The sequence below is a fragment of the Methylovirgula sp. genome (genome assembly GCF_037200945.1).
GTDB lineage: Bacteria > Pseudomonadota > Alphaproteobacteria > Rhizobiales > Beijerinckiaceae > Methylovirgula.
Genome location: NZ_JBBCGP010000001.1, coordinates 584572 through 603772, shown reverse-complemented (window position 1 = coordinate 603772; position 19201 = coordinate 584572). Strand labels below are relative to the sequence as shown.

Here is a 19201-nt window from a genome sequence, read left to right as displayed (position 1 = left end):
CGCCTAGTTCTAGTGATAGAAGCTTCCATATGATCGAGGCGGTTGCGGAACGTCTTGAGGGCGCTCCGGTTCGTCTGCGCCGGCGATGGTCAGATGAGCTCAAAGATCAAGCGATAGCCGACTCTCTGGTGCCTGGCGCGAACGTGTCGGAGATCGCGCGTCGCATCGGTATTGGCCCTTCGCAGCTCTTCGATTGGCGTCGGAAGGCGCTGCGTAAGGGATCGGTCAGCCTGACGGCGCCGCAGCTGGATGCCTCGCCTGAACCCGCGACGTCCGCGTCGGCATTTATCGAAATCGTTGTCGGCGATATTGTCATCCGTGCGGACGCCATGGCTGATGAGGCACATTTGCGGCGCGTGGTGCGCGCGGTTCGCTCGGCATGATCCCGTCCGGCGTCAAAGTTTTTCTGGCCAGTCATCCGATCGATTTTCGAAAAGGCATGGACGGGTTATTGTCGCTGGTGCGGGACGCCGGCAGTGATCCGTTCGACGGCGCTCTTTATGTTTTTCGTGCCAAGCGGGCCGACAGAATCAAGATCGTCTTTTGGGACGGGTCCGGGGTTGTTCTTTATGCGAAGCGCCTGGAGACAGCGCAGTTCTGCTGGCCGAAGATCGGGCATCATCGGGTTCAACTCAATCAGGCGCAGCTGATGGCGCTTGTCGACGGCATGGATTGGAAGCGGGTTCATGCGGTGACAGTGAAGCCGCCTGAGTTTGTTGGGTAAATCGCTGCGGCAGAGTGAATCACGCGGCCGAAAATGCGCGCCACCGGGGTGAAAATATGCTCTGATCTGCGTCATGCCGGCGCCGGTTTTCGATCTCCCCGACAATGTTGATGCGCTCAAAGCCATGGTGCTGGCCATGGCTGAGAAAACGGATGCTCTCAAGGGTGAAGTTGCCGAACTTCAAGCCCTGAATGCGAGCGCCGAAGAACGGATCGCGCGCCTGACCTCGATCCTCAAGACGCTGGAGCGGGCAAGGTTCGGGCGCCGCTCCGAAAAACTCGGCTCCAATGCGCTTGACGATGAACAGAGTGCCTTCGTCTTCGACGAGGTTCAAACCGGGCTCGGGGCCATCCAGGCCGAGCTCGATAAACGGCAGGACCCTGACAAGGCCAAACGAGCCGCACGGCCTCGCAAGGGTTTTGCGCCGCATCTCGAGCGGGTCGAGATCGTTATCGAACCGGCTGAGCTTCCGGAGCACGCCGGCAAGCAGAAGATCCTGATCGGCGAGGATGTCTCGGAGCGGCTCGATGTGGTCGCGGCGAAGTTCCGTGTCATCGTCACGCGCCGGCCGAAATACGCCTTCAGGAACGAAGATGGCGTCGTTCAGGCCCCGGCACCAGCCCATATCATCGAGGGCGGCATCCCGACCGAAGCGCTTCTGGCGCAGATCGCGGTCTCAAAATATGCCGACGGCCTGCCGCTCTACCGCCAGGAAGCGATTTACGCCCGCGACAAGGTGGATCTCGACCGAGCCCTGATGGCGCAATGGATGGGCCGGCTCGGATTTGAACTCGAGATCCTCTCCGACCACGTCCTCACGCTGATCAAGAAGGCCGAGAGGATCTTCGCCGACGAAACCACGCTGCCAACCTTGGAACCAGGCTCCGGCAGCACCAAGACAGCCTATCTCTGGGCTTACGTGCGAGATGACCGGACCTTCGGCGGCAGCGGTCCGCCGATGGTTGCCTACCGCTTCGAGGATAGCCGGTCGGGCGAATGTGTCGCCCGCCATCTCGACAATTATCGGGGCATCCTGCAGGTGGATGGGTATACGGCCTATAATCGTCTTGCGCGGCCCGACCGCGGCAATGATGCCATCACGCTCGCGGGATGTTGGTCCCACGTTCGAAGAAAATTTTACGAACTGCACATCGCCGGCAGTTCCAAACTCGCGACCACGACAATCGAACGCATGACCCAGCTGTGGGAGATCGAGGAGAAGGTGCGCGGCAAAGATCCAAATGCACGCGTCGCAGCCCGCCAGGAAACCTCGGTCGCGATCGTCGCCGATCTGTTCAAGCTTTGGCAAGACGCGCTTCCACGTATCTCCGGCAAGTCCAAATTGGCGGAGGCAATCCGCTACGCCATCTCACGGCGGGCGACGCTCGAACGCTTCCTCACCGATGGCCGCGTCGAGATTGACTCCAACATTGTGGAACGTGCCATCCGGCCGCAAACAATCACGCGAAAGAACTCGCTCTTTGCCGGCAGCGACGGCGGCGGACGAACCTGGGCAACCATAGCGACATTGTTGCAGACGGCAAAAATGAACGATGTCGATCCGCTCGCCTGGCTCGCGCAGACGCTCGAGCGTCTCGCCAACAGCTGGCCCAACGCCGAGATCGATGCTCTCATGCCCTGGCGCTATACAGCCTGAACGGCCGCGGCTAACCGCTTACACCGAAATATGGAGTTCTGAGTCTTGAGCTCAGTAGCGTGTCGGCATATCTGCCGCATTGTCCGGACCTCTCGAAGTTCGGCTTTTCGGTTGGCGCGGATTTAGAGCCTGGCGGCCGCGGCCGCCGGAGGGCGGAAGATAGGTCGACGATTCCAATTGGCGCGCGAACATTACTCGCCATCGTATCGCACAATCTTGACGGCCAGACGTGAGTGGATAAATTCTCTTCGCGCCGTACTACGGATAAATCGCGTTAATACCAATCACCTTAACGTTGCTGTACAAGAGCTCCGCCCGCGCTTGAAACCGCAGCGTGCAAGATCCAGCGTCGAGCTGTCGGATCCGCATCAAGTCCTCTGTAGAACGCCGCTTCCCAGCTGTTAAGCCCATGCGACGTCTCTGAATACCCTGACAGATACGCGATTTCCCTCGTGACAACCGCTTCGTTCAACGATAACGCGTCGCCCGAACGGTGCAGAATATGAATGGGAAGTCGAGACCATCTGGTCCTCATCGCCATTTGAAATTGTCCGCCTAAGACGTGCTTCAAGTGAAATAAGACTCTCGTCCGAGCGTCTCCATTAAGCCAATCCTCAACCTCGATTTCAAAATTCACCGCTGGCAAAGGAGCAATGAAACGCACACGCCAAAGCGCGCGATCGGCAAGAGTATCGAAATACGGATGTATGAAACGCTCCGGCGCAGTTCCTTTAAACGTCGTCGCTTTGCCTGAGGAATTACAGTGCTGGCACGCTGGCACAAGATTAGCAGTGAAGATTGAAAATTCCGGATAGGCGCCCCGAGGCAGGTAGTGATCCAAATGACCCGTGGACCCAGATCCACACATCGGACAACAGGGCAACCCAGCTGTATCGCGGAGCCGCCGAAGCGGGCCACGGGACTTTCGGCTATCATAGAGATCTCGTTGTGCGACGGAGACGTCCGGAACAAACACCGCCGGAGAGATGACGTGTGGATCACCCCCGCAGGCTAGGTACGCCGCGTACGCCGCCTGCCATCTAATTATGTGAGTAGCCCACTCCGCCCTTTTACCAAGAGTTTTCAGGGCCGCGGCGTCATAGGCACCGCTGGGACAATTAACCGGCAGCACTCAAATACGCCCTGTCCCGCGCGCCAGACTCGCGAGATACGATAGCGATTCCGGATTCATGCCCTCACCAGCGCTTTCGACAATTTCGTCAACTCCCTCGGGAGACTGCGAGGCAAACCATGCGCGTAAAGTGGACATATAGAGATGATCAGTCGTCGAATCGAAAAAGACCGAGTCTGATATCGCGTCAATGCTCGCGCCAAACGTTTGCATTCTGGGATATAAAATCTGGATTTGTCGTTCGGCGTCAAAGCTCAACACTCTTACCCTGCGGGATGGCACCTCCCGAACCAGATAGGCGGAATGAGTCGCAATAATCGCGATAGATCCCGTTGACTGGAGGAGGATATGCAGGAGCTTCGCGAAATAGGAAATGAACTGTGGATGGAGATGCGTCTCGGGTTCGTCGAATAAAAATAACGAGCCTTTTTCAACTGAAGCGACCGCCTGTGCGCAAAAACGCATGAGGACCGTCTCGCCACTACTAAGCCGACGTGGCCCGATTGCGTCATTGAACACGACTGGCGCAAAAGTCGTATCGATAAAATGAATTAGCCTCAGTTGCCGCTCTTCATTTAACGCTCGATACGAATCGATTGAAAAATAAAATCTACCATCAGACGAAACAAGTGACGGAAAATCTTGATCGGCACCGGCCCTAAGAGGCAAGTAGAGTCTTGACCAGACATTGAGCGGACCAAGCATCGTTCTCAATAGGTCCTGGCGGCTCGCTCCCGGGAAAATCATTTGGTTGTTGGGGTCACCGGCTTGAGTTCTGAACAAGCCGCGACGATCATCGCGAAGACAATCCACAAACGACTGCGTAAGCACATCGGAAGCAGAACTCCGAGGTTCTATCGTCGAATAAAACGCATAATCGATATTCTGCCACGGCGGGAGGGATTGATGGTAAATGTCTGATAACGTTGATGAAAATACGACAACACGCGCGAGCGCCGGAGGTCCAAAACGAAATCCGCCTGAAGCAGCATGAACGAAACGCGCAGCAGGAGTCGCTTCGGACTCAGGTCGAGGATGCCTCAGCCCATTGATAATGGAGAGAAGTATCTGTGTTTTCCCGGTGCCATTGCTGCCGATCAGAACTGCCAGCCGGTCACGGCCGAAGGGATCGGCTTCGAAGTCGAAAACGACGCTATAAGCATTCAGCGCACATGGTAGCGATGCGCTTAAAGCGAAGGATCTAGCCGCATCGGAGACGTCCGGCAAAGGCTCAGGGCGCAAATAACGAGCGCCGCGCCTAAACGCTGTATACGCCTCGTTGCGCCTCAACATGGCAACGTGAAATGGAACACTGTCTATAAGAGCCAGCCGTTCTGCGTCCGTGCCCTCTTCCCGAGCGAGAGCGGCATCTCCGGCGGCTCTGAGAACGGAAACAGCAAGTTCGAACCCCAACTCTGTTACAAGACCGGCATATTCCTCGACCGTCGGCATCAAAGAACAGAAAGGAAGTGGAAGGTCCGAAGCATTGATCATCCCTGATGAAGAGCTCGCCAGCGCGCTGGTCAAACGCTGAGAGGTATCGCCGCCGCCCTCGAACATTATTTTGAGATTTAAATGGACCAGGCGTCCGTTCGATCTTCTCAATAACGTGGTCACATCAAAGTTATGACCAAAATCGTTCCAGGTGGCAGGACTCGTCGGCGAGATCATCAATACGGGAGAGGAAATGTTAACGGCGTTCCCGACTTGACTATTCGAGGCGAAAATCACAAAGACCGGCAAATTTGCTGGCGCGCTAGTCATGAGCGTTCACCGGTATCTGCCGCCACACTGTGCTCCCCTTGAATTTTCGTAGCAAGGTACTTCGAGAAGTCCTTACGGGTCATTATAGCGTGGTCATAGCAGGCCCTGTCCATCGTCAGTTTATCACTGCTTCCCCACGTTTCTTCGACCCTATCGCCAGTCGCCAATGCGCCGGCCGACATCAATGCATTGAACGGCTGGATTCTTGGCTGCATCTCGTATTTGAAGCAGGAGGTCGGCAGATGCCAAGTTGTACCTGTCTAGATTGGCGCGTGTAAGGCAGGATAAGCGCCGTCAATTCAAATCAGGCGGATCAATCTCGTCAGTGAGAACGACGCCGGACGTCGACCGCCCGTCGGGAGTTGGATCGACCTCGGCGCACCATTTGACATAGTGCTCTTTGGTTTGTGGATAAAAGATATCCTGATACACGATTTTTCCGGCAATGAACACCGCGATAGGCTTGCCTATACTAGGCGTAGCACCGCCCACAAAATGCGGCGTTGCACTCTGATCTGTCTTGTATTCCCGGTTGCCCCGAACGATTTCCTTGCCAAACGCAATAGGAGAAGCAAGTGCAGGGCAATAAATAGAAGGGTCCGAAAGGGAAAGAGGAGGTCGGGGCCGTACCTCGACCGAGCCGGATGCTTTAACAATGATTGCCGAGGTCTGACCCTCATTTGAATAATCCGTTGAAATCATCAAGCTGCTCAGTTCGAGGGCCTTGGAGGCGGCAATCGTTATAGGTCCGGTCGTATCTACAGAGAGAATGTCGAGATTCGCGCGCTGCACTTGAATGTTTTCCAGCCATTGAAGGTGCAGTTCTTTCCATTGATCGTGGGCGTCACCGGATGCTCTCCATATTGCGATCGCACCAACGATTGCTGCCGCCCAGAGCCCGAAAACTTCCATGGGCCGATAAATCCACTCAAGCGAATTCGGGTCTGCCCTCTTGAGTTGCCAGAGTCGCGAGAAGCTTTTTCGCTTTACCGTTTTCATACGGCAACTCGTTCCTGAAATAAGCGCCAAACCTCGCGCAGACATTTGGCCTTTGTCCATCCCTGGGGACCGCGCGTCACTTAGGATCCACCTTGCTAATCACAACATTTATGTGCGATCTATCTGATAATATTCCGCAATGTTTGTTAAAGCCCCGAGAACGGGGAATAACGGAGCCATTGTGTGCTCATTAGCCGGTGCCAACCAAGCAAACCGATATTCGTTTTGATGCAGATATCGAATATTTTTGCTGAATATAGGGACCAGCTGCTCGCGTTGCACCGTAAGAGGATCGTAATACGTCAGCGGTCCTTGCCTCATATTCCATTCCGGCAACAATTCTTGCATCGCTGCGGTTAGTCGCCGATTGAACTCTTTCATATCGCGGATCACGAGGACGGCGTCGGCTTGAAACTCGTAAAACAGTCGTGCGTCATAGCCAAGTCCGCAGCACCAGACGTAAAAATCTGCGACGTTCAGCCCGCGAAAAAAATCTCCAGCTTCTACGGGAACTTCTATTCTATTGCCGTCAGGACCTGTGCGGTAAAATTTCGCCATGAGGCGCCGATGTGGTGCTCGAGCCCAATGCAGCAGCTCGTCGTCCCTCTGGGCGGCATTGAGCGAGGGATCGTTGAACAGACTTGCGGGCGCGACTCGTAGCACGCCTTCGCGAAACGCTCTCTCGATGTGTTCCTTTCTGCCGAATTTAGCGAAGCAGACCGGCGATCCGACGAACAATGGGTTGAGGGTTGGCGGCTCGTACTCAGCTGCCGCCGTCCGCTGGATTTCGGCAGCATCGAAGTAAATTGCCTGTTCACCACCCCTAAAAGCCCGTTCGGCGAACACATGCGCGATAAGACGGAGGAGATCTCGATGAAAATCTACATTGCGAGGTGGTATCACTTCGCCCGCAGCGTCCGTACTCCAAAGATTTCCCCCAAGCATGTCGTAACGCTGCCGGAGTGCTTGATCTGACAGGTGTCGCATGTATCGCATGGCCGCATATTCACGCGCCCAAGTTCCAAGCGCCATTGCCTTTACCCAAAGCTGAGTTTTGCGATCGCGTGACTATATTTCAAGAAATCATCGCGCGGGTGATAGAGCCTTTCGAGCCGCGGAGATTGCCTGGTTTATAATATCGATTTGATTTTCAAGATTCATTCGTTGGGTTCCAGGGGCGATCTCGTCAACGATCTTCAGAATCTGACTGGCGGCTGCCTCTCGAAATGCCGAATCTGGATCGCGTCCTTCTCCCAAAGGGATCGATTGGTTAAGCTCGGTCATGACCAGAAAATCGTAGTCTCGAACGTGCGCCCCGGCGATAGCTTGCAAGATTTCCAGCCGTTTGCGATCGAGTTTTCGACCAGAAATCTGAAGAGCTGCCAGCAAATATCCAAAGGCATCGGGCACGGCACGGTCGACGATGATCACGTCCGAGGAAAGTGCGAGCTCGGCCTCTTGCCTCATGCATTCCGCCATGATCCACAGTGTGCTCTCGAATGTGTGGTCTCTCAGGATAGGGAAGCCGAGGTCGCTGGCCCGTGTCGCCAGATCGTCAACGCGACCTACGTCAAATCCGTCGTTCTTTAGTGCCTTTTCGATGCCGTTGACGAACGTCGATTTTCCGGTCGAATGAGTGCCGGTTATGCCGATCTTGAAAGAGCGTCGGGTCAAAGGAGGGTTCCTTGCCGATTATCGAGGAGATTGGCGGCCATCAGCGTCGCGTGGCGACGATCCTCGGGCAGGCTGGAGATTAGATCGATATAAATGAGAGACGTGAGGGTCGCGTCATAGATCGCGGAATGATGCTTCCGCTCACTAAGCCGAGCTGCCTCCTCGGTATACCCCAAGGCGGCGCCCAGTTTTTCAAGACTGTAGGATTCCAGGCCGGGCTTGAGCGTTCTTGCAAGTTTGAGAGTATCGATCGCGGCCGCAGGCTTCCAGTCCGGGACCTGGCGGCCGATGACATCCAACTCCACCCGAACGTTGTGACCGACGATCGCCGCTCCGTCGGTCCAGGTTACGATCTCCTCGGATATGTCATCAATGCCCGGTGCATCCGCAACTTGCTTATTTGTGATCCCGTGAATTCGGGTGGCTGCCGGTAGAATGGGTGTTTGCGGGCGAATCAGCCAGTGGCGTTGGCGGTTCGTCAGCCTGAGGTCGTTCACTTCAATCATTGCCATCTCGACTATGTCAGGCGGCGTGGCGCCGTTTCCTTCAACGTCGATAACCCAGACTTTCTGGAACACTACGTCCATCCGATCTCTGCTCTTCCGTGCCGGCCATATACGTGGGGGTGATTTTCGTCGTGAACCTGAAACTTGAGCGAATGCTGCATAAAGTAACGCTGTTGCTCGGTGCTGCCCATCACTTTGACCCGTCGTTCATCGATTGAAATCGGGCAAGGGCTCAATCCAGCCTCGATCGCGAGCGCTTGGGCTTGGCGCATTGTTGGTTGGCGATGCTCGGACGCGCATAGATCGATCTGCGACGCGGGGCAGATCTCACAGATTTCTCTGATGCCGTAATGCCCATTGTAGTCCGCGGTTTTGTGAGCATAGGCGACACCGCAGGACGTCTTGCGAAAGATGGCACGGCCACGGAGAGCCTCGAGAACCCGCTTCTCCGTCTCGGCGGGCAATATCTTCCGACGCGCAACCTCTGGATACATTTCCGGCACGCCCAGATTGTCAAAATGGGCTCGGACCTGCTCTCGATAAAATAATCCCGTGAAGACGGTCGCGTCTGCCAGGCCTGATAATTCCCGTGCTTTCCCGAGGTGGTCATCCGCGTCGTTGAGGCCGGCAATGAGTGGTCGCCAATAGAGCACTGATTTCGTCCTGCGGGCATGTCCGTTGAGCACTCGAAGCGAATCTTCAGCAATTCGACTATCGATGGGCTCGATGCGCGCATCTTCAATTCCAGACCAAGTGACGAGGATTGTAACCTTGAGATTTCTCAGTCGCTCCAATTTCTCGACGTCTGCCGCCTCAATGATCCAGCGGGTTATGATCAACAAGTGGTTCTTGAGTCCCCGGTCGTCCAAATCCTCCAGGCATTTCATGAGATGGTCCTTCACCCCTGGCAGGAAAGGATCGGTCGCCCGGTTGAAGATCTGCAGCGGCGTCTGACTTGGCCTGAAGGCCCAATGGTTGACCAGCGTGTTAATTGCCGCTTCGTCGCTCATAACGAGGTGCGGTCTTTTCATTTCATAGTTCCCGAAGAGATGGCGAACGCAATATCCGCAGTCGAGGGGGCAGCCGACAACATGGTTGAGGCTTAATCCCGATTTTCGATAGTCAACGATTTGTTTCAGCGACTCAGGCAGGTCGGAGGGCGCTTCGCGCAGCCTTATCATTAATCTCTCTTGGGTGATCGGGTGAGCTGACTATCGAATCTCTTCGGGGTGTGCGTTGTTAAACGGAGCGCTAATAGACCGGCTTGCGGGGCCCATCGAAGCCGGGAAATCGCCATCCAAGGTGAGTAACACTTGTAATGACATCGCAGGAGAGTTCGGCGGTTCCTCGCTGCGTTTGCGTCAGGTAGGCGGTGTCGATGACGGTGTCGAACACCATCATTCGGTTGTTGACAAATATAGGGAGGGATCGTCCGTCGCTGCCGGGGGCGTTCCAACAAGCGTGGCAGAGAACGTTGCGCAGTGTGGATGCCTCTCGAAGCTGCAGGAGGAGTTCGTCGAAATTGGGAGGCGTAGTCGACGGGTGGTCACGAACAGCCTTGGCGTATGAGTCGATGAGATTTCCGAGAGGGTCTCTTAAGGCTCTCTCGAGCGTTGGCAGCCACTTGTCAAAGGCTGCCTGAATTTCAACTTCTGGGTAGCGCCTGGTCGCTGTGAAAGCGAAAATTGCTCTGGTCAGCACGTACTCCAGGTACCAAAAGGTCGCCACGGCTCGGCCGAGATGTTCCCAAAACATTGGCTCGTGGCGTTGCGTCGGAAATAGCGCTGGCGGTTCTCGATATCGACGATGAACCTATTTTCTTCGGCTAACTTGCTCATCTCCGAAAGACACCTCTATGCCTGAAGATTCGATACACACCGGCAGCACCTAAGAATCAGGCGCTAGGGAATAACGCTGGCCCAGGCGTCGAGTTGGTAATCGTCGTCTTCATCGATCGGCGCGCCGGTGCGCACTTTTGCCGTCACTTCATCCAGCCACCTACATTGCCTGGGGCACCTTACTGGCTGCTACATCTGAAGCGCGCTATCGGTCGCTTGCTGGTCTGCCTTCGCGAATTTCGATTTTTTCGTCGAGCGGGCCAGCCCAAAGATGTACGGTCGCCTATCCGATAGCTCGAAACATATCGCGGAGATCTCGCAGCTTCCTAACCTAGTATCTAACGCGCAGCGTTGTCCGTTTTGTCTTCTTCACGCGATATTTCTTCTCGTCTGGATAGCTCATCGAAAGGCCTGTGTCGTGACGAGCCTCGATCCTGAAAGGTTTCACCGCGTTGGGGGGAATTCTGCCCGGGCAACCAGGGCAAATGTCATTGTCAGCGGCGTCGCAGGAGCAGGCGAGCGCATGGTCGCAAACTATCATAAACGTGCACGCGACGAGAATTGCTACTGAAAGTTTAGATGACGACCTGATCCGCATGGTCATTTCTCGCAAAGTAACGGCGCCGCGTTCTCCATTCATTACTATCGTTGGCATATTGCAAAGCTCGTGACAATCTGATTCCGTGTCCATACCTCGCGTTGATTCTCTTCTGTCGATCACGCGCGTCTTTTGCGTCTTCCGTCATTGCGTTGGTCTTCTCAGTCCATCCGCACGGAGGCGTTTATGGCATCTCACAAATTACGTAGGGTCATTGTTTTAGTGAGCACGAGCCTATTAACCGCGTGCTCGACGGTAGACCAATTCGGATCTCGCATTTACGATGGTAATCTGAATTCACAGAATGCATTAAATCAGGAGATGGTTCTAAATATAGTTCGCGCCAGCAACCTCCAATCTCTAAATTTCGTTGCACTTACTCAGGTTAACGGGGGTCAAACGGAAACTGTTACGACGGGGCTGCCGACGATCACCATTGGACCAAATCTTCCCGCTACTGCCAAAATTGTTCAGGTTACCAACGCCGTGAGCAGTGGAGTGACAGGCGGATACCAGGCGAATCCCTTGATTTCCACGCAATTTGAAAATGGGATGTTGGCTCCGATCACGCCGAGAACGCTCTCGTTATTGATGTCGGCTCACCCGAGAGAAGCAGTATTGTTCGCCGCAATACAGCGGCTGGACGTCGAAGTAATTACACCCGCCAAAGGGACTCACATTCGTCCGCATGCCATTGCAAGATATGAGAACGATCCCGCACAGGATTTCAAGTCACTCGAACAAGATTACTCGAGCTCAAATGAGTTGAAATGTGAGGGAGTATCCGAGGCGGGCATCGGTCCTGAAGATCGCAAAATATTACCTAGGCTCGAATCCGAGGATTTTACGCAGGGAACGACCTGCGAGTTCAGCAAATTTTCACAACTTCTACACGATTTAATTTCGTACGGCTTCACCACGGAGCTAATTCCCCAAAGCTCGAAGCCACCCGGGGGAGGCGCCGCTTCCGGCAATCCAAACTCTGGTTCGGGGGGCACTTCTTCAAACAGCGGATCTCCACAGGAAGCTGTAGGCCAGTTCTGCTTCAATCGAGCTATTGGAGTTCCTCTTGCAAAGGCGCTTAATCCGGTTTGCGGAGCGTCCAGCAATCAGCAAGCTATACGCGTGCCAGCTAGGACGCTGCCCGCCGGCAGAGCACCGCGCGGCGGCGGGACCTCGGCGCCCGGCGTTCTCACAAATACAGTGATCACGACGAAGAAAGTGCAGAATCGAGAAGCAGAAGTCTATACGACGCAGACGTATTCGAACGCAAAAACGACAACTAAAGGCAAAGACATTATCTATAAGTATGATGGGATAGGCGAAATCAAGATCTCGGTCACACTTCGATCGCCGGTTGGCGTGTTCAATTACCTCGGCGAATGGTTATATCATCAGCGCGAATATGCGTTTCCGGCTTATGTATCTCAGATTGATGATTATCTAAGACAAGATCCCTATTACGTGGACATCGTACCGGGTGGAAGCTCAGGACCGTGCTACGTGTTTGTGGCATACCAAGGTGACACGTATTGCGTTCCAGAGAGATCTCGACACACGGCCATGCTGTTATCGATTTTGCAAGATCTTAGAAATTTGAATATCAGTGCGAGCGATTTGAACTCTGCATTTACCGTAAGACTTTCGAACTAAGATTGCGAAGAGCGCGCCATTTGATCTCAAGCAGCCAAAATCAAGTTCTGAAGCGTGATCGTGCCGTATTAGCGACCCTCCAGCTCAGACGATAGCCGCAAGCCTCGCTCTACCGCCAACCCCGCTGCAAACGCCGCGAGGATAATCAGAACGATAGCGATCAACCGCTAGTCGTATCGCTCGCGCCAAGGCAGCTTGCGTCACGCTTCGCGCCCGGCTTCGTCCAAATTATTTTGCGTGTGATAGCCCATCGCTAGATAGCGTAGGCTGTGTCGTAATACACTGTCAACGCCGCAAGAGCGTGATGGGGAATGTTATGAGGGTTATACAAGCCGCACTTATTGTTACCTGCCTCTTGTCGCCATCAATCGCGTCAGCCACCACATGCCACAATCATGGCGGCGTTGCGGACTGGGAATAGCCGCCGGGATTTAATGGACGATCTATTACAGTCGCCAAGCGTCACGCTGAATAAGCTATAGAAGTAAGACATCAGCAAGCTACTGCCTGCGCCGGCACCGTCAGTTGATGCGCTCGCATTCTCCAATGATCGAAAGGCGCAACCACGGTTACTCCAGAAGAGTTTGTTTCTTCCCGGGCGGGTGTTTTTCTTAGCCGAACCAGTTCACTTCTACGTATGCTGATAGACCGGATGCCGGTCTGTCCGCGATCGATCCAGGCATCAACGATGTCTCCGGACAGTATTGCCTGTAACAGGTGAGGGCCGGTTGGGCCAAAATGCCTGTCGAAGATCAGGACCGTATCCTCTTGGCGTCCCTGCTGCTGCTCGCAACGCCGCCGCGCCCTGACACAAAACGCCTCGATGTCGTCTCGAAGAAATCGATGGGTTTTCCCCATGCCGGGCGGACCCGCGATGAACGGCATCAGGAGTCCCAACCTAACGAATAGCTTGAAGTGCCCGTGCAAAGAGCCCCGCGCAAGTCCGAGAATGTCCCCCGCCGCTTCTCGATCGATCAATCGAGCCCATATCGCTGCTACAACTGAAACATCGGCTTTCGAAATAGATCGAGGCCGGGCGCGTCCCGCTTCCATGAGCCCAAGAGCGCGCGCTAACTTGGGAAACGTTGAGTGGTTTAACCCGGTGATGCGGGAGGCCTCGCTTAGGCTTAGGGAATTTTCGTGGTTTTCGAGCAGTTCCGCTAGCGTATCGGCCGAAATGGTATCGGAGTTAAATTCCGCTACTTCCCGCCCCACATAGAAATTGCGGCTCGCATGGCGAACAATTTGCTCGGCAAGGTAGGGAGAAAAGTTCTTTCCGCCTTGATAGTTATACCAGTGGTAAAACCATCCGTAGCCGGCGCTAAGGTTCCCGGATCTATTGGGATTGGCGCGCCGGAAACCGGCGTGAGCCTTGTCTAAGACCTCCTGAAAACGATCCTCAGTGATGATTCTATAAGCTCGCGCACGGGTGGCTGATTGTGTGAGGTTGACCTTTTTTGCGAGTCGCCAATTTTTGGCATAACCGCCAGCGTCGAGGGCGCCAACGCGCTCAAGCAGATCAATTGCGTCGACGAGATCGAGTTCATCCAGGGCAGCGACCCGGATCCGGGGGCAAATCCCGAGCCTGCCCGCAAGATATGCCTCCATCGCTGCAACGTCGGGTTGAGCGGTGTCGCCGTGAATCGTTCGAAGGTCTCCGGTCCGACAGCAATTTCCGCGGTGGAGTCGCCCGTCACGCCATGTCAACGGCTGAGCAAGCTCGCACGTGCAGTGATCAATCAACTTGATTTTGTGCCTGGGGCAGTGGGTGAAGAAGCTGAGATCCCAGAAAAAGCGATGGTGGAGGGATTCCCGCAGGCACGATGGGCAAACACGCCGAACGTTGTAATCCCGGTCGCGCATCTTACCGATCTTTTCTCCTCGAATTACGACGACATCATCTAGTTTCCTAAAGCTGTCGCGCGCGATATTTGAGACATCAGATCGAGTTAATCTCGCAAGATCTTCAAATTGCCACCCGTGACGAAGGGCATAGATCGAAAGGCCGGTCTCGCGCATCGAATATTGAACGCTCGGATAGCAGTTGATTTGAGTGAGCCGCAGAAGGAGGCCGTGAGCAGGCTCCTCCGGCGACGGCGCGGCCCATAGGGGTAATCCCAACGGCTCGAAGGTTGGATCCTTTTTAAATGTCATGTTTCTTATCGGTTAGCGCTTGGAGAAATCGGGCTTGGTCTTTTTTGGCTTGGTCGAAGTCTTGTCATCGCGAATAGTTTCGTCGCCGACCTTGCGCCGATCGCCCCAGCGCTTCCGAATCCTTGCGACTGCCGCGTCGTCGACGATGTCCAGGGCAAGAGGATTCTCGGATGCCGGCACGCCCGAAATTCGTCCATAAACCTCTGCCAAGAGGGTCTTAGGGATTCCCTCAAAATCGCGTTCGATGGCAATTTCGCTGGCTGCGTGCAGAAGATTGGTGATGTGCCCGATGAACCCGCCGGTCGCCATGTGGATACGCAGCGCGGTATCTGCATCCGTTATGTTCGGCGCAATGTCGAAGGGCAATTCCCATGCGAGAGTTTTGAGAAAACGCATGTAGTCGGCTCTCGCACCGAACTCAGCTGGGAACGGCGCCATCTTGATGCGGCCGCGGCAATGGCGAGGCAGTTCCGGATTTCTGTCGACGATCGTCTCAGCGACAGGCAGGCCTACGCAAACGATCTGGACGCGCGCCTGGAGCAGCAGCATTTTGATGACCTCGACTGCCTCATAGGCGGTTGTCGGGCCGTGTCCTTCGACAACATGGTGGACTTCGTCCAGGACGAGAAGCCGCACCTGCTGCCCGACGACGTGAACTTGGAGCCGCTCCATCAATTCGCCGAACGTGTCATGTGTGCCGCTGCGGACACCAAGCGCCTTAAGCGTGTCGCGGAGAAAACCTCTTGCGCGCGCTTTCGGCTCGACCAGGACTTTGAGAACCGGCCGCACCAAGCCAGACGGCCCTTCCTTCGTGACGCCGACGGTCGGTGGCAATGGACCCTGGGGCTCAGTAATCACGTTGACCCCGTCCGTGACTATGCCTTTCCACTCGGCCTCGAGGTCTTGAATGATATCGTCTATGACCCTCGTTTTACCCACGCCCGAGTCACCTCCCAGGACGAGGAGATGGCCGTCGGGCATGGTTTGCCAGCCGCGATAGAGGCGCATGACCGACGCCTTAGCGTCGAGAAACTGCGCGGTGTCGGCCTGAAAGCCTCCGAGATGGGCCAGGCGCTCTTGGTTGGTCATCTCGGAGAAAGTGAGACGGACATTTTTCTTGGAGGTATGCATATTCATCAGTCGCGTCTCCTCACGGTTAAGGGTTCGATGTCGCCTTCGTCGAGCGGTTCGATCGGCGGTGGAGGTGGTTTGGGCGGATCGATGGGATGTTGTCCCAGGGGCGACGCGCTTTTGAGGGGATCGACGATGGTTGGGGCGATGTGTTCAGCCGGCTTGCGGCCGTCGGCGTAAAAGCGCGCAAACCGCTTGCCGGCCTTCGATTTCTTGTTTCCTTTGACGATGTCCTCGACAAAGTCGAAAATCTCGCGCCGGGCACGAGAGAGCGATTCAAGGCGATCTTCATCGGGCTCGCGCAATTCGCGCGCGCGCTTCCGAATCACCTCATATTGGTGCAGCGTGAGGCCGGCTTCGACGCAGCTCGTAACGAGATCGCCTTCAATCCAGCCGCGTTTTTCCGAATCCTGCACATGCGCGTGCTGGAGATCCAAAGGATCGATGCGGGCAAGAACGTTGGCATCTGTCCCGATGCGTGTGCGCAGGAGCGAGAACGCATTTGAGTTCCACACGAGCCCTTTGAATTTGATCCCTTCGCGGGATAAAGTTGCAGGAATCACCATGCCCGTCAGTGGGACCAGCAAGCCTTTCGGGGGCGGCAATTTTTCGCCGCAAGCCAAAATGCCACGCTTCCAGCGATCGGCAGGAGCTTCTCCTGTTTTAGAGTGCTGCTTCTGATGATAGACGTCGACGATCCACTTTGCGGTAATCCAGCGCGCTTGCACCAAAGTCATGACTGCGGCTTCTTCGGAGTCGTAATCACCACGGGCCACGACGTTCGAAAAGGTAGTTCCCGGGATCGTGTGAAAAATGCGCTCTTCTAGCGAACGAAACCACCGCTCGATTTTGCCCTTCAAGGCGCCTTTCTTTCTCGGCAAATAGAGGATGCGCATATTGAGAGCGGCCTCGGTTTCCTCCATGCTTGTCGAATGAAAGTCACGCCCGTTGTCACAGACGAGTGTGTCTGGTGCGCCATGGCACGGCCAATCTGATGTGATGCCGCCGAGTTCAGTCAGGAAATCCGATTTCGTGCTGACGGCATGACGCAACGCTTCCATCACGGATACCCACGACGGCGGGTTAAAGGAAATGGAAAAGCCGATGATGCAACGCGAATAGCGGTCGATGAGGGCCGTCAACCACGGGCGGCCGAGCAACGTACGATTTTTCTCGTCGACGACCATGATGTCGAGTGGCGTATGATCGACTTCCACCGCCTCAAGTGGGTACGTTCCCTGCGGCCCTTCGACGACGGCTTCGAACTGACGGTCAGCCTCGACGCGGCCTTCGCGGGCGACGAGAATCTCGTATTGATCACGACCCGCCAGAACCTTAGAGATCACGTTGATGCCGAGAACGTCGATTTGGCCTTTGGCGCGCGCCGGCAGATTGCGGCCCTCGCCTTTGGCGCGCGCTCTGATCAAGTCGACGGCGCGCTCGCGCGTCAGCGCGAGAGTTCCCGGCGGCTGCGTCGCGTAGACTTGGTCAATCGCCTTGTTGATTTCCTCGCGAATCCAATCGGGCAATTGAGATCCGCGTCCGCGACGGAAAGCGAGGCTTGTGAGCGAGCGGATATCTTTGCCGGCGGCGAGGTAAGTTTTGGTCCAACGCCGTACGGACCTCACGGTCGGTTTGTATCCCTGGCTCGGATCTTCCGGCCATTCTTCGTCGATGGCGGTCTGGATGTGGCTTTTTCGATTCCGTTTGTTTGCCGGAAGCTCAGCCACGCGACGAACAAAACGATAGCGAAACTTCGCGGCTTCTCTATCGCCGGGCAGCATCGCGTCCCAATCAGTTTCGACTGCTTCCCGGACGGCGGGGGTGAGAGCCCGCCACATGGCCTCGCTCGAAATCCGCCCCTCGTACGCCATGCGGATTTGGGCCGGATTGGATAGGACGATCTGGTTACCGGTCGCTTTCTCGGTGAAGGTGCGGCCATTCTCCCCGACGGGACCGGCGATGAAGGGGCGTCCGTCGATTCGAACCGGGTCGTTGGCCTTCAGACGCAAAGTATGTTCGGTCATGAATTAGCCCTCGAAGCAAAAGTGGGATCAAGGAGCCGGTGCCCAACACGGACAAACCGACTGCCCCGCGAGAAAGGCCGGGTCGGATCGAACTCGAGTTCGCCGAGCCATGCGAGATGAAGTGCGAGGGGAAATGCATCAATGTTTGGCGACAGGTACGCTTGCAGGCCGTCGACGTTAAAGACGGCCTGCGTGGCCAATGCGACCCTCGCCTGCATCAGCCAAGACGACGGAAAGCGTTGGCCCGCGTAGCGCAGGATAAGCATGGCATTGCTCAGCCGTGGCTCTATCCGGATCTCGTCCTCCGTAAGGAGACGGAACCGATAGCCCAGTTCACTTGCCGCCCGGCCCATCGCCGCAAAGCGCGCTGCCGCTTCGCGCATCCGGTGGGCTAGTTCATCCGGGGGGCCGCGCTGGATTCTCGCGCGCTCGGGATGAACGTCTTCGACGGGCTTAACCTCGACGATCTCCCGACTGCCGGACGCCCTCATAATGCGATAATCGGGCGTCCAGAGCGTTTCGCCGTCATCGGTAGACAGATGAATGCGAAACGGCTCGGAATCGATCCCCGTGACGTCGGGTTCAAACGCTGCGGTCTGGACCAGAAAGTCGCCCGAAAGCAGAGATTCGTATGCGCACGTCGTGAGCAAACGCGCGAAGGGAACGCGGCCCGTGTAGCCATCGCTGCGCCCGGTAACGACGTTGCGGATGGAGCCTTGCTTGGGGAGACGGCGGGTCACGCAGCGCCTCCCAAGTCCAGATCGAGATGTACCGGCGCGCCGGTGTAGGGACGCGGGAACACCTGGTCCTGGAGGGCGACGATGATCGCTTCGGGGGACGACAAAGTGAGACCAATGGTGTACGCGATGAATACGCCCGATGCAGCATCGCAGATGGTCGTTAGAATGGGCTGCCCGGTGTGAGCCGAGTGGTCGTCTATTGCCATGACGTCGAGTTCGACAAAGCTAATATCCACGCCTGCGGAACCCGGCAGCTTGACTCCAAATTCTCCTTTGTGTTCGTCGGCCCCCTGCGCAATCACCTTCTTGGTCAGGTTACCAACGATGCTAAGCCCGAATGGACGCGACAGCGGAAGACGCGCGAGCACGTCGAGTACCTTTTCAGCGATGCGGCGAGGACGAAATGACGTACGAGATATGCCGTAGGGTTTGAGATCGTCGGTGATCAGTTCATTGTATTTGGGGTAATGTCTGACATGCTCGTTCATGGCGTATTCCTTTGCGGCTACTGTTCATGAATCGTCTGCCGGACGGAAAAGCGGACATGGCTCCGCAAATTGTTTTCCGCGTCGACGAGCGAGAGGGCTCGTTTGCCTTCTTGAGC

The 19201-nt window shown here is 55.7% G+C and carries 16 protein-coding genes; 4 read left to right on the top strand and 12 right to left on the bottom strand.

The genetic code is table 11. The features are described 5' to 3' along the window. The first annotated feature begins 29 nt into the window (after positions 1–29). From WDN02_RS02845 to WDN02_RS02835, 3 genes are all read left to right on the top strand, one after another. Positions 30–383, top strand: a complete 354-nt coding sequence (locus WDN02_RS02845; RefSeq protein ID WP_337291549.1) for a transposase — start codon at positions 30–32, stop codon at positions 381–383. Next, complete coding sequence (tnpB, locus tag WDN02_RS02840) at positions 380–724, top strand: IS66 family insertion sequence element accessory protein TnpB (RefSeq protein WP_337292070.1); 345 nt, start codon at positions 380–382, stop codon at positions 722–724. The genes WDN02_RS02845 and tnpB overlap by 4 nt, the downstream gene beginning before the upstream one ends. 73 nt (positions 725–797) lie before the next feature. Then, entirely contained in the window at positions 798–2381 is a 1584-nt protein-coding gene (locus WDN02_RS02835) for an IS66 family transposase (protein WP_337292069.1), read from the top strand. Positions 2382–3513: 1132 nt separating this feature from the next. Here WDN02_RS02835 and WDN02_RS02830 read toward each other — a convergent pair. From WDN02_RS02830 to WDN02_RS02800, 7 genes are all read right to left on the bottom strand, one after another. Continuing rightward, positions 3514–5277 (bottom strand): AAA family ATPase, encoded by a 1764-nt coding sequence (locus tag WDN02_RS02830; RefSeq protein WP_337292068.1) that lies wholly within the window; start codon positions 5275–5277, stop codon positions 3514–3516. 294 nt (positions 5278–5571) lie between these two features. Next, entirely contained in the window at positions 5572–6276 is a 705-nt protein-coding gene (locus WDN02_RS02825) for a hypothetical protein (protein WP_337292067.1), read from the bottom strand. Positions 6277–6384: 108 nt separating this feature from the next. Beyond that, positions 6385–7308: a hypothetical protein gene (locus WDN02_RS02820; protein ID WP_337292066.1), complete on the bottom strand. Its 924-nt coding sequence runs from the start codon at positions 7306–7308 to the stop codon at positions 6385–6387. A 51-nt stretch (positions 7309–7359) separates the two neighbouring features. Then, positions 7360–7950 (bottom strand): AAA family ATPase, encoded by a 591-nt coding sequence (locus WDN02_RS02815; RefSeq protein ID WP_337292065.1) that lies wholly within the window; start codon positions 7948–7950, stop codon positions 7360–7362. Further along, positions 7947–8537, bottom strand: a complete 591-nt coding sequence (locus WDN02_RS02810; RefSeq protein ID WP_337292064.1) for a 3'-5' exonuclease — start codon at positions 8535–8537, stop codon at positions 7947–7949. The genes WDN02_RS02815 and WDN02_RS02810 overlap by 4 nt, the downstream gene beginning before the upstream one ends. Continuing rightward, positions 8528–9637 (bottom strand): radical SAM protein, encoded by a 1110-nt coding sequence (locus tag WDN02_RS02805; protein ID WP_337292063.1) that lies wholly within the window; start codon positions 9635–9637, stop codon positions 8528–8530. Before WDN02_RS02805 ends, WDN02_RS02810 begins: the two co-directional genes overlap by 10 nt. A gap of 70 nt (positions 9638–9707) precedes the next feature. Next, complete coding sequence (locus WDN02_RS02800) at positions 9708–10211, bottom strand: hypothetical protein (RefSeq protein ID WP_337292062.1); 504 nt, start codon at positions 10209–10211, stop codon at positions 9708–9710. Positions 10212–11078: 867 nt separating this feature from the next. On the opposite strand from WDN02_RS02800, the gene WDN02_RS02795 reads away from it, so the two are divergent. Beyond that, positions 11079–12545, top strand: coding sequence for a hypothetical protein (locus WDN02_RS02795; protein ID WP_337292061.1), 1467 nt, complete (start codon positions 11079–11081; stop codon positions 12543–12545). 492 nt (positions 12546–13037) lie between these two features. Here the strand turns inward: WDN02_RS02795 and WDN02_RS02790 are convergent, their stop codons facing one another. The 5 genes from WDN02_RS02790 to WDN02_RS02770 are packed head-to-tail and all read right to left on the bottom strand — an operon-like array spanning position 13038 to position 19085. After that, positions 13038–14699 (bottom strand): TniQ family protein, encoded by a 1662-nt coding sequence (locus WDN02_RS02790; RefSeq protein WP_337292060.1) that lies wholly within the window; start codon positions 14697–14699, stop codon positions 13038–13040. Between the two features lie 12 nt (positions 14700–14711). Further along, a complete protein-coding gene (locus WDN02_RS02785) occupies positions 14712–15836 on the bottom strand; it encodes a TniB family NTP-binding protein (protein WP_337292059.1) in 1125 nt (374 codons plus the stop codon). Beyond that, positions 15836–17857, bottom strand: coding sequence for a hypothetical protein (locus WDN02_RS02780; RefSeq protein ID WP_337292058.1), 2022 nt, complete (start codon positions 17855–17857; stop codon positions 15836–15838). Before WDN02_RS02780 ends, WDN02_RS02785 begins: the two co-directional genes overlap by 1 nt. Next, entirely contained in the window at positions 17854–18597 is a 744-nt protein-coding gene (locus WDN02_RS02775) for a TnsA endonuclease N-terminal domain-containing protein (RefSeq protein WP_337292057.1), read from the bottom strand. Before WDN02_RS02775 ends, WDN02_RS02780 begins: the two co-directional genes overlap by 4 nt. Next, a complete protein-coding gene (locus WDN02_RS02770) occupies positions 18594–19085 on the bottom strand; it encodes a hypothetical protein (protein ID WP_337292056.1) in 492 nt (163 codons plus the stop codon). Before WDN02_RS02770 ends, WDN02_RS02775 begins: the two co-directional genes overlap by 4 nt. Between the last annotated feature and the right edge of the window lie 116 nt (positions 19086–19201).